The organism is Bacillus cereus group sp. Bc061 (assembly GCF_027715825.1).
GTDB classification, from domain to species: domain Bacteria; phylum Bacillota; class Bacilli; order Bacillales; family Bacillaceae_G; genus Bacillus_A; species Bacillus_A paranthracis.
Map to the genome: position 1 here is coordinate 153,679 of NZ_JAQFTZ010000004.1, position 15,830 is coordinate 169,508.

A 15,830-nucleotide genomic window follows, 5' to 3' on the forward strand; every position below is an offset into this window, starting at 1 on the left:
TATTTAGTTGAGGGGTACTATTATACTACTAATTCATGAAAACCAATCTTGTAATGAATAAAAGCAAAGCTCCCCTCAATATAAAGTAGAAATTTCCTACTTTACTATAAGAAAGGTGTGAATTTTTTGAACGAAAATGAGAAAAAAATCACATTAATCCCATCTCCAGAACTTGTTCAATATGTAGGTGGTCATTTTGAAGAAGTTGGAAAAGAGTTTATGCAGTATTTTATTGAAATTGGCAATTTAAAATCAAATGAAACAGTGTTAGATGTAGGCTGTGGTATCGGCCGGATGGCGGTTCCATTAATGAACTATTTAAGCGATGATGGTAATTATTATGGATTTGACTTATTTAATAAAGGAATTACATGGTGCAAAAATAACATTTCAACACGCCGTAACAATTTCCATTTTGAACATGTCGATATATATAACCAATTCTACAATCCCGATGGAAAAGAAGATGCTTCCCAATACAAGTTTCCATATGAAGATGAATCATTCGATTTTATTTTTTTAACGTCTGTATTTACCCATCTTCTTCCGAAAGAATTAGAACATTACGTACGCGAGATTGCACGAGTTCTGAAAAAAGATGGGAGATGTTTTATTACTTTCTTTTTAATTAATCCTGAATCTTCCTATTACTTAAATGCAGGACTAAGTCCGTTAGGTTTTTACCATCAAATTGACAATTGTTATGTTCTAAATAAAGATATCCCGAATTTCGCAGTTGCCTATCTTGAGGAAGATATTCGTACTCTATTAAATAAATATGGGCTAGAAATGCAGACTCCTCCCCATTATGGTTCATGGTGTGGCAGAACTGAACACACAAGTTATCAAGATATTATTCTTACACAGAAAATTTCTGAAAGGTAGTTGTATATGGAAAACATAAAAAATGTACCTCTCGTTTCCATCCTTATTCCTACCTATAATCGGCCACATTATTTTAAAATTGCTCTAGAAAGTGCATTAGCACAAACGTATTCAAATATTGAAATTATTGTAGGAGACGATAGCACAAATAATGAAACAGAAAAATTAATATACAGAGATTATTTACATAAGCATAAACATATAACGTACATTCGAAACCCCTCTACTTTAGGACAATTTCATAACGCCCTTATGCTTTTAGAACAATCAAATGGAGAGTACATAAATTTCTTAATGGACGATGATATATTTTATAATAATAAAATTGAAAAAATGATGTTTTATTTCCAAAAAGACTTAGATCAAAATCTCGCACTTATTACATCTTATCGTACTTGGATTAATGATGATGGAGAGATAATTGAACAACACCCCTCCATGAACAGATTATATGATGAAGATACTCTATTAAATGGGAAAGATCTTGGAAACCATATGCTTATACTAGGGCAAAATATTATTGGTGAACCTACGACTGTACTCTTTCGAAAACGCCTATTAACAGAACCTTTCGGTACTTTAAATGGTAGAAATTATAATTGTAGTGTGGATATGGCTTCTTGGATCAGTTTACTTTCCAAAGGTGATGCAATCTATATTACGGAACCTTTAAGTTCTTTCCGCCTTCATACGGGACAGCAAGTACATCACAAATACCTTGAAGGTTGCGAAGATTTTTCACATCTCGTTTTACATTCAAAAAAATATGGTTTTCTACAAGAGACTGACTATTACAAAACGAGTCTGTTAAAAGCTTGCGAATGGTATAAAAACGCTACAACATTTTATCAGCTATATCCAGAACTCATTCCAACGACCGATACACATACTCGCCTTTCTCATTGTTTGAATATAGTTACAAAAGAACTCCATGCAATCTAATCCATCACAAGGGGGAATTCCTTCCTTGTGATGTATGACTTCCCGCAAATAGTGGAATAAATGTATGCATAGTCTGCTTGTATATTATTTTTTTCATGACATAATCCATATATTTACTAGGCGATAGAAAGGAATACATACATTGAAAGATCCAAATTCTCAATATCAAATAGACTACGTATTACTATGCATCTTATTTGCCATTGGGACTGTTAGTTGCTTTGCAATTGCAAGTGCACAAGCCTCTTTACCACCATTTTTGCAACATGTAAATTTTGTATTAAAGCAAATCCAGTGGTACTTCATTGGATTCATAGCCATTGGTGTTATTATGATTATCGATTTCGATCGTTATCAAAAAATTGCTTGGTATTTATATAGCTTTGCATTGGTACTACTAATTGGACTAGAACTTCAAGTACCAGGTGCCATTACAATTAAAGGTGCGACCGCTTGGTACAGGCTCCCAGGCATCGGAAATTTCCAGCCTTCTGAAATTATGAAATTGTTTTTAATTATCGTCACCGGACGAATTATAGCAAATCACAATGAGAAATATTTTTACCGAACAATACACGATGATTTTTTATTACTCGGAAAAATATGCGCAACAAGTTTGCCGCCCCTACTACTTATCGCAAAGGAACCTGATTTAGGAAACACAATGGTAATTTCAGCTATGCTTGCAGCAATGATATTAGTTTCTGGTATACGTTGGCGTTTTATTTTCGGGATAGCTTCCGGTATCTTTGCAGCTGGCGTTACATTAACGTATATTTTTTTTACTCATACAAAATTCTTTAAAGCACACATTTTACAAGAATATCAATTAAATCGCTTCTACGGCTGGTTAGCTCCATACAAATATGATGCGCAAGGCTATCAATTAAGACAAGCTTTCTTAGCTACTGGATCAGGAGAAATGCAAGGAAAAGGTTGGGAAAATGGACAAGTATACTTTCCAGAACCACATACAGATTTTATTTTCACGAATGTCGCTGAGCAATTCGGATTTTTAGGCGCAAGCGTCATTATTGCACTTTTTTTCCTACTTATTTTCCGCATGATTCATATCGCTATAGAAAGTAATGACCCTTTCGGTAGTTACATCTGCGCTGGTACAATCGGAATGTTTACTTTTCAAGTATTTCAAAATATCGGGATGACAATCGGACTACTACCTATTACAGGAATCACATTACCCCTTATGAGCTACGGAGGAAGTTCCTTACTCACATACATGATAGCGATTGGATTTGTTTTAAACGTCCGCTCAAGAACGAAAATCTTTATGTTCAACTGAAGCACAAAAACGGTATATTTTTATCTCTATCCTTTTTTAGATATACTAATGAAAAATATGATGGAGGTTTAAATATGAAATATGACATTATAGGGGATATTCATGGATGCTTCCAAGAGTTTCAAGATTTAACGAAAAAACTCGGATATAACTGGAATAGTGACTTACCGATTCACCCTGATCAACGCAAGCTTGCTTTTGTTGGCGATATCACAGATCGCGGTCCTCATTCATTACGTATGATTGAAATTGTATGGGAACTTGTCATAAATAAAAAAGTAGCGTATTACGCTCCGGGAAATCACTGCAATAAACTATACCGATTTTTCCTTGGACGTAATGTGACAATCGCTCATGGACTCGAAACAACTGTTGCCGAATATGAAGCACTACCTTCTCATCAACAAAACATGATAAAAGAAAAATTCATCACACTTTACGAGCAATCCCCTTTATATCACGTACTCGATGAGAAAAGGTTACTCGTGTGTCACGCCGGCATTCGGCAAGATTACATAGGAAGACAAGATAAAAGAGTACAAACCTTTGTATTGTATGGCGATATCACTGGAGAAAAACATGCTGACGGTTCACCTGTCCGTCGCGACTGGGCGAAGGAGTATAAAGGAACATCTTGGGTTGTATATGGACATACACCCGTAAAAGAACCTCGCTTTGTAAATCATACAGTCAATATTGACACTGGTGCTGTATTTGGTGGCAAACTAACTGGACTACGTTATCCTGAAATGGAGATTGTTTCCGTTCCTTCCTCCCTGCCTTTTGTCCCTGAGAAATTCCGCCCAATTTCATAACTCATATGTGTAAGGATTACCGTATCTTTTAGGCGTCTCTCATATAAAGTGAAACTTTAATCAGCCCTCACCAATCCCACTTTAATGGGCAGCCCGCCCATTAAAGTGGGATAAAAATTGGGTAAAGTCATTAAAAAAAGATGCAATAAAGTGCATCTTTTTTTAATGACACGGCATATACTGTCGCAGGAGGTGACAGAATGAAGAAAAAATCTTCTAAACAAAAAAGAAAATGCCCGCCTTTTTATCTGCCCATGTACGGAATTAACAACTGGTGCAGCATTCGAGCTGCAGCTGTAGAAGAACTGGAAGAACAAGAGGCTTCCACAAAAAACAAAGATAGACCAAAATATGTCTCATTACAGAACGCTGTAATGAGCCGTATAATTGATAATAGAAAAGCAAAGATGCAGCAAAAAAATAAACCTCTCTCTACTCATATTGAGCAGATTGTGCCTTCTGAGCAAGTAGAGAAGAATACAGAAGAAAACAGCCCTGTAGCAATAAATAAAAAAGCGGAAGCAGAAATTCCAGCTGCTATTATAAATCAAGTAAAAAAAATTAAAGAAGCATTAGCACCATCAGGTGATATACAAACAGAAAAAACGATTATCATTCAGACCCCTACATCTGAAAATACAAAAGTAAAAAAAGATGGGCGGTATGCATATGCAGAGGGTCTTCACTCTCATGCAGAGGGTACAGCTTCACATGCAGAAGGACTTCTCACACATGCAAAAGGTTCTTTCTCTCATGCAGAAGGATCAAAAACAAAAGCAACTGGACATAGTTCCCATAGTGAAGGAAGTGAAACGACAGCAGGTGGCTCCTATTCTCATGCGGAAGGTAAACATACAATCGCTTTAGGCGAAGCAGCACATGCAGAAGGAACCGCGACTATCGCTAACGGATTCTCTTCTCATGCGGAAGGTAATCATACATCAACAGCTCATTTTGCAGGTAGCCATATTATGGGGCGCTTCGGCACAGCAGATGAATCTTATTCTTGGTTTATTGCAAACGGCACAAATGAAACCGATCATAATATCGGTGCAAAGTGGCTTGCTCATAATGGAGAAATGTATATTGAGGGCGCTTCTTACAATGCAAGCGGAACTGATTTTGCACAAATGTTTGAAACAGTAGACAATACTTTTATTGATGTAGGTTACTTCGTTACATTTAGTAGCGAAGAAAAAATTCGAATCGCTACTTCAAACGATTCATTCATCTTAGGAATATCTAGTGCCACCCCCGCTCTTATAGGAAATAGCGGTGCTTTAAGTTGGCAAAAACGCTATAAAACAGATAGCTTCGGAAAACGTCAATATGTACGTACGGAATCGCAAGACATACAACCTCTTTTAAATGCAGAATGGGATCCAGCTTGCAAATATATAGCAAGAAAAGACCGTAACGAGTGGCTTCCTGTCGGATTAATTGGACAAATGTTAGTACGTGATGACGGTACTTGCGAAACGCATGGATATTGTCGTCCAAATAACGATGGCATTGCTACAAAATCTGAAAGTGGCTTTTTCGTTATAAAGCGCACGGGCGACAATCAAATTTTAATATTATTCCGCTAAGAAAAAGGGAACAAAACTCTTCGTTACATAAGAATTTTGTTCCCTTTTTAAATATGTCTTAATACCGCTTGCATATCGCTTGGAATCGGTGTAGTGAAAGACATTTCTTTCTCTAAAATAGGATGATAAAACGTCAAGGATGTACTGTGAAGCGCTTGTCGTTTCATTTCATCTCTTTTTCCACCATATAAATTATCGCCAAGTAGCGGATGTCCTATGTACGCCATATGCACACGAATTTGATGCGTTCTCCCTGTATCGAGCTCAAGTGATACGTGCGTCTTATGATTGACGCTATCGATCACTCTAAAATGAGTAATGGCTCTTTGCCCCTCCTCACAAACGGTTCGCTCAATAATGCTATCCGATTTTCGTCCAATCGGTGCGTCAATCGTTCCTTCTCTTTCTACCATCTCACCGTGAACAATCGCTTCATACGTTCTTTTCACAGCTTTTTGTTGATGCTGTTTCGATAAAAGATGATGTACGAAACGATTTTTTGCAATAAGCATAAGCCCTGAAGTATCACGATCTAACCTCGTTACGATGTGCACCGTACTTGTAAGATGTCGCTTATCATAATGAGATAAGAGCGCATTCGCAACACTTCCTGCCGGATGTTCTCTAGACGGGATCGTTGACATGTTTGCCTCTTTGTTTATGACAAGAACTGCATCATCTTCATATACGATACATAAAGGAATATCTTCAGCAATCATCCCTTCACTTCTTTCCTCTACTGGAAAAAAGACACGTAATTCTTCACCAGCTTGCAACTGATGACGAACGCTCGCATGTTGACCATTTACTTCTATAGATCCGCCATGAAACTTTATATCCGTTAATGCGGCTTTGGAGATTCCTTTTGTTTTTAAAAATTCTCTAACTAAAGTTCCTTCCTCAGCCGAGTCTATATCCCATTTCAATGTAAATCTGTTCAAATATATAAACCCTTTCTATTTATCTGCAACAAACGAGTCACGAACTCGTTTCCAGAACGGAAATGGACGGAAACGAACGAATCGTACTTTCTCATTTGCCACGCGATACTGAATTGATTTCACATCTTGATGAACCATCGTTAAATGGTCCACCGTAATTTGTAAGTTCATTCCTGCAGTCGGCTTCAGCACGCATGTATGATGTTTCGGCAATACGAGCGGCGAACCTACCGTACGAAACACCCGGTTATTAATAGATGCCATTTCCGCAATTTGAATCGCTTCAATAGAAGGGTGAATAATTGCTCCGCCAAGCGCCTTATTATACGCAGTACTTCCCGAAGGAGTAGAAATACAAAGACCATCCCCGCGGAACGTTTCAAAGTACTCTCCGCGTATTTCCACTTCTGTTACTAATGTACCTTCTGCACTTTTTACAGTCGCTTCATTCATCGCTAAATACTGCGACTCTTTACTCCCATTCACATAGCGAATAATCACTTCTAAAAGCGGATATTCCACCACTTGGAATGGTGTTTTAGCAATTGCAATTACTAATTTCTCTACTTCTGTCGGTAACCAATCTGCATAGAAACCTAAATGCCCTGTATGTACACCAACAAATGCTGTTTCATCCAATCGATTATAATAACGATGAAACGCATATAAAAGCGTTCCATCTCCCCCAACAGAAATTACAATATCGGGTTCCTTTTCATCCATTATAAATCCAAAATCTAGCAAGTATTCTTTCATCGTGCTTGCCAGTGCATCTGATGATTGATCTCCCTTTGACATAATTGTAAATTTCATCGCCCAACACCCTTTAGTTTATGATTCGGAATCTTTCGTTTCTTGCTTTCTTGAAAAAGCTTTCTGCGCTTCTTGAATTTCAAGACGGATAGAAGACATTTCTTCATCTAATAAAAATGCTGCTTCCGCTGCACGTTGCAAGCGTATTTTAATATCTTCAGGAAAACGTCCACTATATTTATAATTTAAAGAATGCTCAATTGTTGCCCAAAAGTTCATTGCTAGCGTACGTATTTGGATTTCTACCAATACTTTTTGTTCACCTTGAATCGTTTGAACTGGGTAACTAATGACAACGTGATAAGAACGATAACCGCTATCTTTCTTCTGCGTGACGTAATCACGTTCTTCCACGATTTCAAAGTCATTTCGTTTTCGAAGATATTCTACAACAGGCTTAATCTCATCAACAAATTGACACATCATTCGAAGGCCCGCGATATCTTGCATATCTTCTCTTAGCCTGTCTAACGGTACATTTCTCTTCTCCGCTTTATCAATAATACTTGCAACAGACTTTACCCTTCCTGTTACAAACTCAATTGGAGAATGCTCTGTTAACATTGCAAATTGAGTACGCATTCCTTTTAGTTTCACTTTCAGCTCTGCCACCGCTTGGTGGTAAGGTGCTAAAAATTCTTCCCAATTTCGATTCATTTCAACCACCACCAAAATCAATCCATTTGCTTATAGAAATACTTTTTCTACAGCAGTTACTAGTTCTTCTCCGTAATTTGCATTACCTTCAATATTTTCAACTAAATATTCTACTTCTTCTTTTAAACCTTCTAATTCCATTTCAATGTCATTCACGCGAACGAACATAACCACGTCGTTATTCATCGCTTCATGCATTGCTTCCCAGCATGTATGCGGAATGCTTACATAAATGAAAGATGATTCGTTTTCTAAGATATATAAAAATGATAAATTATCTGAGTCTACAAGTACGTGATTACGCGCACTTAACTCCTTTACCTCTATTTCACTATTTTCCGCACAAAAAATAAGAGCATTCTCTCTCTTTTCTACGCTCTTAACTTGGATTTTATTTTGCATGCTCTAACTCCTCCATCTCAACTTCCTGTCTTACTTAACAGTATTATTGTATCATAACATGGACGCAAACAAATAAAACATTGAACCAAATTTGTGAAAAAGCGATAATGTGTAAAGAATTATTTTTCAAAAGGAGCGCGCATACAATGACACAAGAAATTGAAATTGAATTTAAAAATATTGTTACAGAAGAAGAATTCAATACATTATGTAAATCATTCTCTATTGAAGGATTTACGAAACAGGTGAATCACTACTTTGAAACACCGAGCTTCTCATTAAAAGAAGCTGGCTCTGCACTTCGTATTCGTCATAAAGGAGAAACTTATACATTAACATTAAAACAACCTGCAGAAGTCGGCTTGTTAGAAACGCATCAAGTTATAACAGCAGATGAAGCAAGATTGATGATGGAAACAAATACAATTATTCAAGGCGCTGTAGTAGATCAACTACACACATTACAAATTCCTGTTTCTGCTTTAACTTATATGGGTAGTTTAACAACTGAAAGAGCCGAAACACTATTTGAAGGCGGAACGCTTGTCTTTGATCATAGTTTCTATTACAATCACGATGATTATGAAATTGAATTTGAAGTGCAAGATGAAGAAGCAGGCAAAGCTGCCTTTATTCATTTGTTAAAGCAACACGACATACCAATCCGTCATACAAATAATAAAGTAAAACGCTTTTTCCTTGCCAAACAAAACAAAGCACGCTAAAGTGAAAATTCCACTAGTGAATACGTTCTACTAGTGGATACATCTCACTTTTTGAAAAAGAAAAGATTCTTTTACATCTGTAGAATAAGCAAAGAACGTTATGAAGGCGGTTTATTTGCCCTCCCTAACATTCCATTGCTACAATAGATATACATTTCATGGAAAAAGGAGTTTAAAAGGATGAGCAAGCAACCGATGACACCATTTGAAGCAATTGGCGGTGAACAATGCATTGCAATATTAGTAGACACATTTTATTCCTATGTCAGTAAACACCCTGACCTATCTCCCATCTTCCCGGATGATTTAACAGAAACAGCTAGGAAGCAGAAGCAATTTTTAACACAATATTTAGGTGGTCCTAATTTGTACACGGAAGAACATGGTCATCCTATGTTAAGAGCACGCCATCTCCCGTTTGAGATTACTCCAAAACGAGCAGAGGCTTGGCTATCGTGCATGGAGCAAGCAATGGATGACACAGGAGTGCACGGTCATATAAGAGAGTTCGTTTTTGAACGTTTAGCATTAACTGCTCAGCATATGGTTAATACTCCAGACGAAACAGGTGAAATATAATGGATAAACAGGAAGCAAAGCATATCAATATGCCATCTCCTTCCGCATGTGAGCATAAGTCTGTAGAAGCATATTTATTTATTGATCCACTTTGTAAAGATTGCTGGGAAATTGAGCCCTTTATTATTAAACTATGGCTTGAATACGGGAAATACTTCTCTATTCGTCATATCGTAACAGGAAAAGTGGACGGAACGAACGCTTCCTCACACAAATGGAATAAACCTGCTAATATTCGATTTGTGTGGGAAAAGACAACAAGTTTACAAGGTTTTTCATGTGATGGAAAGGTACATATGCAAGAAGCATCGTCAACACCATATTTAGTTTCGATGGCAATTAAAGCAGCGGAGTTGCAGGGCCGAAAAGCAGGTTCGAAGTTTTTGCGAAAACTCCAAGAATACATTTTCCTTGAAAATGTATCAAATCCTGACTGCGAATTATTACTTGCATGCGCAAAAGATAGCAATATTGATGTAGAAGAATTTAAAAAAGACCTATATTCCGCTAGCGCAAAAAAGGCTTTCCAATGTGACTTAAAATTCACAAATGAGATGCATATTACAGAAATACCTTCTCTCGTATTCTTTCATGCAAATTCAGATGAAGAAGGTATTAAAATCGCTGGAACGTATTCCTACGACGTCTACGTACAATTATTGAAAGAACTTGTAAAATGTGAAATCGAGCCAGAGCCATTACCACCTTTAGAAGTATTACTGGAAGCGACACAATTTATCTCTTCAAAAGAAGTAGCATTTATATATGACTGCTCGAAGCAAGAAATTGAACGTGAACTAAAAAAATTACAACTGAAACGAAAAGTACAAATGATTGACGTAAAATGTGAGCGTTATTGGAAATGGATAGCAAAAGAAAAAGACCTGGTGTAAACACCAGGTCTTTTTCTTTACGGCTTATAAAAATATTAAAGGGGATGGGAGAAATTTTCACGTTCAAACAAAGGGGTATATGTTTGTATGTGAATTCGTTCACGCTTATTATATTACAAGATTCGACGTCAGATGACAACCCCTTTTGTCGAATTTCACACTTTTGTCACATTCTAAACGTTTTCATTTTTGAATAAGCTATAAAAAAGCTATTTTGGAGGTGTTTTGTATGAAAAAAACGTATATTTTACTTATCATTCTAGCTATCATTGTTTCTTTTTTCTTGTACATCCTCTCCCTACTACAAGCTTTTCCTAAAATGATTGCCTTTCCTCTTTTATTTGGAGTCATTGTCATCGCTCTCTCTTATTTCAACCATAAAAAACGATTTAAAGGGTTTTAATGAACTGTAAAAATGCCTTCTAGTTTAGAAAAGAGAAGACAATTCGATTTATTTTCTCGACAAATATCGACAAAATGACATCAAGAAAAAGACGAGGCAAATTCCTCGTCTTTTCTATTACTTCTCTTCAAATAATAATGCTTCTAATTCATTTAATTTCTCTTCAAATACTTGCAATGCTTCTTTTACCGGTTCTGGAGATGCCATATCTACTCCAGCTTTTTTCAGCACTTCAATTGGGTAATCTGAGCTTCCTGCTTTTAAGAACTCATTAATGTAACGTTCTACTGCTGGTTGCCCTTCTTCTAAAATTTGTTTAGATAGAGCCGTTGCTGCACTAAATCCTGTTGCGTATTGGTATACGTAATAGTTGTAGTAGAAGTGCGGAATACGAGACCACTCTAAACCAATTTCTTCATCAATTACTAAAGCATCACCGAAATATTTCTTATTTAAATCATAGTAGATCTCCGTTAGCATGTCTGGTGTTACCGCATGTCCCTCTTGTACTTTCTTATGAATAATATGCTCAAACTCTGCGAACATCGTTTGACGGAATACAGTACCACGGAATCCTTCTAAATAATGATTTAATAAGTATAGACGCTCTTTCTTATCTTCTGTCGTTTTTAATAAATAATCGTTTAGAAGCGCTTCATTACAAGTTGATGCTACTTCCGCAACAAAGATTGAATAATCCCCGTATACGTGCGGCTGCGTTTTTCTTGTGTAGTAACTATGGACAGAATGGCCAAATTCATGAGCAAGTGTAAATAAATTATTTACATTATCATGCCAGTTCATTAAAATATAAGGATTTGTTCCATAGGCACCAGATGAATATGCTCCGCTTCGTTTTCCTTTATTCTCATACACATCTACCCAGCGATTTTCATATGCTTCTTTCAAAATATCAACATACTCATCACCAAGTACATGTAAAGACTTTAATAACATGTCTTGCGCTTCTTCATACTTCACATTCATTTTCACTTCTGGTACAAGTGGTGTATATAAATCATACATATGAAGCTCATCAAGCCCTAGTGCACGCTTACGAATATCAATGTAACGATGTAGCAAGTGTAAATTGTCATTTACAGATTGAACAAGTTGATCATACACCGCTTCAGGAATATTATTATTACTTAATGCTGCTTGACGTGCAGAGTCATATTTACGAACGCGTGCATTAAAGTTATTACGCTTCACAGCTCCGCTTAACGTACTTGCAAATGTGTTCTTATATTTCCCGTACGTTTCATATACAGCTTTGAATGCATCTTCACGCACACGACGATCATCACTTTCTAAAAACTGAATGTAACGGCCATGTGTAATTTCTACTTCTTCTCCATCCTCACCTTTAATAGATGGGAATTTCAAATCCGCATTATTCAACATACCAAATGTATTACTTGACGCACTCATTACTTCAGATGCTTCTGCTAATAAAGCCTCTTCCGCTTCAGATAATACGTGAGGGCGTTGACGCGTAATTTCTTCTAACGCATGTTCATATACACTTAAGTCTCTATTTTCTTTCAAGAATGTTTGCAATGTATCTTCTGAAATCGATAAAATTTCAGGCACAATATATGCTGTGCTACTAGATACTTGTGAATATAAATTTGTCGCGCGATCATTTAACGCTTGATACACAGAGTTTGTTGTATCTTGATCGTAACGCATATGTGCATATGTATATAACTTACCTAATCGCATTGAAATTTCATCTTCATATTGCAATGCTTCAAGTAAATTGTTCGCAGAGTCACCAAGTTTCCCTTTAAATTCAGTTAACTTCGGTAATAGCTCTTTAATAGCTTGGAATTCTTGTTCCCATTCTGCATCTGTTTGGAAAATATCTTCTAATCGCCACGTACTTGATTCTTCAATTTCGTTACGATCCGGTAATGTTTTTGCTGTGTTTTGTTCAGACATGCTTTAAGCCCTCCTTTAAATATCTCTACTTACATACAATTCGATTTTTCTTATGTAATTCCTTCAAGATCAGTCTTTATTATATCCGCTTTTCCTTCTCTCATGTTGTACTTTGCCTCAAATAAAGATAAGGCATACGCTAAACTCCTTTCATCATATTTCATAACTTCCTCCTCTGTTTTTAACATGGATATCCCCCGTATTTTCCGGTACTTATAAGCCCCTACTCTCTGCAAGACACCTGCATAACATAAAAATGTCATATATTCAGTAACTGCCACTTTCCATATATGCTGTGAAAAGTACGGGAGCATACGCCTTTTCGTATACTTTTTTATATAACTACACACGTACTTGAGGGAAATACAATCCCCTACCGCAAGCTCACCTATACACTTCATATATAGAAAAGCTTGCCATATAAATGAATTTGTTTGAAAAGCAAATGAGGACGGGAGTGGCACACCAATTTCAGAAGGAAAATTTGCTGGGGTACATTTACATTGATATAAGAGGCGTAATAGTGACTTATCATTATACTTCAAGATGGGCAAAGCGTTTTGACGAAAATAATCCTTTCGCTTCTTCCATTCTCGGTTTAATACTTCCCTTTGGAAAGGAACAGGAGAAAAGAGCATTTCAAAAGTAGTCGTTTCAATTGGTAAATATATAATATGTGAAAAAGCAACGCTTGTAGAAAATGATGTAATAAACGTGCATTTCATAAATGATTTTTGTTTCGAACAGAAGAAAATAAGAAGTGGCTGAGGATAAGATTGTAAGGAGAAAGCCATAATTGAGGAGAATTTCATCCAGTATGCAGAGTGCTTTTTCAATTGATTTCCACCAATAATCCAAATGACTTGTATACCAGCTTTCCAATACGAATAGGTTCGTTTGCAGAGCTGCTCTATAGAAAGATTGGCGCATTGATATTCAATCGCAATTTTTCTCCCTGCTCTCTCTATAAAAATATCCGGTCGTTGCTGAATCTCTGGTAGATAATGCTCTATCTCTACATGAACATTTTGACGTTTGAACCACCGATATAACAATTCTTTACCGTACATATGATATGTAGATTCTGCTTCATAAAAGGCTAAACATGAATCTACTTTCTTATGAGCAAAATGCCACCTTTTTTGTTTTCCTAATCTCATTAGTACTTCCTTCCCGCAAGCTATGCAAAAGAAACTTTCCCTTTTACGCATATGGTGTAAAAGCTCTTCATCATGATGATCGAGTAGATGAATTTTTTCTCCGTTTTCTCTTTTTGCGATAAATATTGGAATCACACCCTTTCAGCTCCTTATATTCTACAATTTATTACAAATTCCTTTTAAAAAAGAGATGTCCCAATTTTGGACATCTCTTTTTATAATAAAGGCGATAATAACCGGTACGTTGATTCAACAATTCGTCTATGAAGACGCCTTTTATGAAAACGATCGACATGAATTTCACTTGATTCTTCTAAATCGTCTTTAAAATCTTGAACAAGTTTTCGAATGCTATCTGTATCATATAAAAAAGCATTTACTTCAAAGTTCAAATGAAAACTTCTCATATCCATATTCGCTGTCCCAATTGAAGCTAAATCAGAATCGACAATGACAACTTTACTATGGAGAAAACCTTTTTCGTATTCATATATCTTTACCCCTGCATCTAAAAGCTCTGGGAAGTACGATCTCGATGCGTAAAAGACAGTTCGCTTATCAGGCTTACTCGGCATTAACAACCGAACATCAATACCAGCAAGTGCCGCTACTTTTAATGCGGATAAAATATCATCATCCGGAATGAAATACGGCGTTGCAATCCAAATGGATTTCCGCGCAGAAGCAATCATGGCAAAATATAAATGTTTAATTGTTTCCCATTTATTATCCGGCCCACCTGCAACGAGCTGCACGCCGCCCCAATGCTCCCCCTCAACTGCTTTCGCTTGTAAATATTCAGGGGCTAGCACAGCCTCGCCAGTCATATAAAACCAATCTTGAAGGAAAATAAGCTGCAAACTTTGCACAGCTTCCCCACGCAAATATAAATGCGTGTCTCGCCAAAAGCCGAAGTACTTATCCTTTCCTAAATATTCATCACCAATATTTAATCCACCTACAAATCCTTCATTCCCATCAATAATAACGATTTTTCGGTGATTTCGATAATTAATCTTATCGTTTAAAATCGGAAAACGTACAGGGAAGAACGGAATCATTTCGACACCTGCGTCGTTTAATTCTTCAATATATGATTTTGATAATTTAAAACTTCCAACCGCATCATATAAAAAACGAACGACTACGCCTTCTTTTGATTTTTGTATTAAAATATCTTTAATTTCTGTTCCAAGTTTATCATCACGCACAATGTAATATTCCATATGAATGTGATGTTTCGCTCGTTTTAATCCATCTAAAATAGCCTGAAACGTTTCATCTCCATTTGTTAATGTTCTCGTTTCAGTTTGAAATGAAATATTTAAAGCGCCTAAGCGATCCGCTAAACGAAATAACAGCTCTTGATGCTTATGATTGCGCAAAATCCGTTCTTCGTAATCTTCATGCCCCTTATATTGTAAAAACGCTTGTTCATCGAGCAACGCCTTCTTTTGGAACATTCTCTTCCTCCGAAAGTTCTGTCCGAATAATAAATAAGCGAAGAATCCAAATACCGGAAAAATCCCTAACACAATGAGCCATGTAAGTGTTTTTGACGGATGACGGTTCTCTAAGAAAATAACGCAACCAATTAAAAATGCAGATACCGTAAATAAAATACTAATAATACCTAAAATCGAAACATCTTTTATCCCAATTACATCCGAATAAAACGCTACATCAATAAACATACGTAATGACACAAATAATGCGAACAATAGTAAAACAAAGAAAATCAACTTTAACGTATTTTTCATCTCTTACCTCCTTACTAAG

16 protein-coding genes are annotated in these 15,830 nt (G+C 36.4%); 9 read left to right on the plus strand and 7 right to left on the minus strand.

Translation table 11 applies throughout. The features are described from left to right. Window positions 1–126 precede the first annotated feature (126 nt). The 5 genes from PDQ40_RS17000 (at window position 127) to PDQ40_RS17020 (ending at window position 5,534) form a co-directional block, all read left to right on the plus strand. Window positions 127–885 (plus strand): class I SAM-dependent methyltransferase, encoded by a 759-nt coding sequence (locus PDQ40_RS17000; protein WP_214328687.1) that lies wholly within the window; start codon window positions 127–129, stop codon window positions 883–885. Between the two features lie 6 nt (window positions 886–891). Then, window positions 892–1,827, plus strand: a complete 936-nt coding sequence (locus PDQ40_RS17005) for a glycosyltransferase family 2 protein (protein WP_000427737.1) — start codon at window positions 892–894, stop codon at window positions 1,825–1,827. A 142-nt stretch (window positions 1,828–1,969) separates the two neighbouring features. Next, window positions 1,970–3,130 (plus strand): FtsW/RodA/SpoVE family cell cycle protein, encoded by a 1,161-nt coding sequence (locus PDQ40_RS17010; protein WP_000654691.1) that lies wholly within the window; start codon window positions 1,970–1,972, stop codon window positions 3,128–3,130. Window positions 3,131–3,204: 74 nt separating this feature from the next. Then, window positions 3,205–3,945 carry a bis(5'-nucleosyl)-tetraphosphatase PrpE gene (gene prpE, locus PDQ40_RS17015; protein ID WP_214328686.1) on the plus strand — a complete coding sequence of 247 codons (741 nt, stop codon included), beginning with the start codon at window positions 3,205–3,207 and terminating at the stop codon, window positions 3,943–3,945. A gap of 200 nt (window positions 3,946–4,145) precedes the next feature. Then, window positions 4,146–5,534, plus strand: a complete 1,389-nt coding sequence (locus PDQ40_RS17020; RefSeq protein ID WP_214328685.1) for a peptidase G2 autoproteolytic cleavage domain-containing protein — start codon at window positions 4,146–4,148, stop codon at window positions 5,532–5,534. A gap of 47 nt (window positions 5,535–5,581) precedes the next feature. Here PDQ40_RS17020 and PDQ40_RS17025 read toward each other — a convergent pair whose 3' ends face one another. Genes PDQ40_RS17025 through PDQ40_RS17040 form a run of 4 tightly spaced genes read right to left on the minus strand, consistent with a single transcriptional unit; the run spans window position 5,582 to window position 8,347 of the window. Further along, window positions 5,582–6,475 carry an RluA family pseudouridine synthase gene (locus PDQ40_RS17025; RefSeq protein ID WP_001079093.1) on the minus strand — a complete coding sequence of 298 codons (894 nt, stop codon included), beginning with the start codon at window positions 6,473–6,475 and terminating at the stop codon, window positions 5,582–5,584. 15 nt (window positions 6,476–6,490) lie between these two features. Then, window positions 6,491–7,288 (minus strand): NAD kinase, encoded by a 798-nt coding sequence (locus tag PDQ40_RS17030; RefSeq protein WP_000673184.1) that lies wholly within the window; start codon window positions 7,286–7,288, stop codon window positions 6,491–6,493. A gap of 18 nt (window positions 7,289–7,306) precedes the next feature. Beyond that, a complete protein-coding gene (locus tag PDQ40_RS17035) occupies window positions 7,307–7,945 on the minus strand; it encodes a GTP pyrophosphokinase (protein WP_001081482.1) in 639 nt (212 codons plus the stop codon). Window positions 7,946–7,975: 30 nt separating this feature from the next. After that, window positions 7,976–8,347, minus strand: coding sequence for a hypothetical protein (locus PDQ40_RS17040; RefSeq protein WP_001180003.1), 372 nt, complete (start codon window positions 8,345–8,347; stop codon window positions 7,976–7,978). Between the two features lie 146 nt (window positions 8,348–8,493). Here PDQ40_RS17040 and PDQ40_RS17045 point away from each other — a divergent pair, with 146 nt between their 5' ends. The 4 genes from PDQ40_RS17045 (at window position 8,494) to PDQ40_RS17060 (ending at window position 10,947) form a co-directional block, all read left to right on the plus strand. Next, a complete protein-coding gene (locus PDQ40_RS17045; RefSeq protein WP_000191110.1) occupies window positions 8,494–9,072 on the plus strand; it encodes a CYTH domain-containing protein in 579 nt (192 codons plus the stop codon). Between the two features lie 180 nt (window positions 9,073–9,252). Further along, window positions 9,253–9,651, plus strand: coding sequence for a globin domain-containing protein (locus PDQ40_RS17050; protein WP_000043380.1), 399 nt, complete (start codon window positions 9,253–9,255; stop codon window positions 9,649–9,651). Continuing rightward, window positions 9,651–10,544: a ClpXP adapter SpxH family protein gene (locus PDQ40_RS17055; RefSeq protein WP_000360652.1), complete on the plus strand. Its 894-nt coding sequence runs from the start codon at window positions 9,651–9,653 to the stop codon at window positions 10,542–10,544. The genes PDQ40_RS17050 and PDQ40_RS17055 overlap by 1 nt, the downstream gene beginning before the upstream one ends. A 229-nt stretch (window positions 10,545–10,773) precedes the next feature. Then, window positions 10,774–10,947 (plus strand): hypothetical protein, encoded by a 174-nt coding sequence (locus PDQ40_RS17060; protein WP_000754592.1) that lies wholly within the window; start codon window positions 10,774–10,776, stop codon window positions 10,945–10,947. A gap of 117 nt (window positions 10,948–11,064) precedes the next feature. Here PDQ40_RS17060 and pepF read toward each other — a convergent pair whose 3' ends face one another. The 3 genes from pepF to PDQ40_RS17075 all read right to left on the minus strand — a co-directional run bounded on the left by pepF (window position 11,065) and on the right by PDQ40_RS17075 (window position 15,811). Beyond that, window positions 11,065–12,891 (minus strand): oligoendopeptidase F, encoded by a 1,827-nt coding sequence (gene pepF, locus PDQ40_RS17065; protein ID WP_000003390.1) that lies wholly within the window; start codon window positions 12,889–12,891, stop codon window positions 11,065–11,067. A 50-nt stretch (window positions 12,892–12,941) separates the two neighbouring features. Next, entirely contained in the window at window positions 12,942–14,186 is a 1,245-nt protein-coding gene (locus PDQ40_RS17070; protein WP_214328684.1) for a competence protein CoiA, read from the minus strand. 80 nt (window positions 14,187–14,266) lie between these two features. Then, window positions 14,267–15,811: a cardiolipin synthase gene (locus tag PDQ40_RS17075; protein ID WP_000799204.1), complete on the minus strand. Its 1,545-nt coding sequence runs from the start codon at window positions 15,809–15,811 to the stop codon at window positions 14,267–14,269. Window positions 15,812–15,830: the final 19 nt, after the last annotated feature.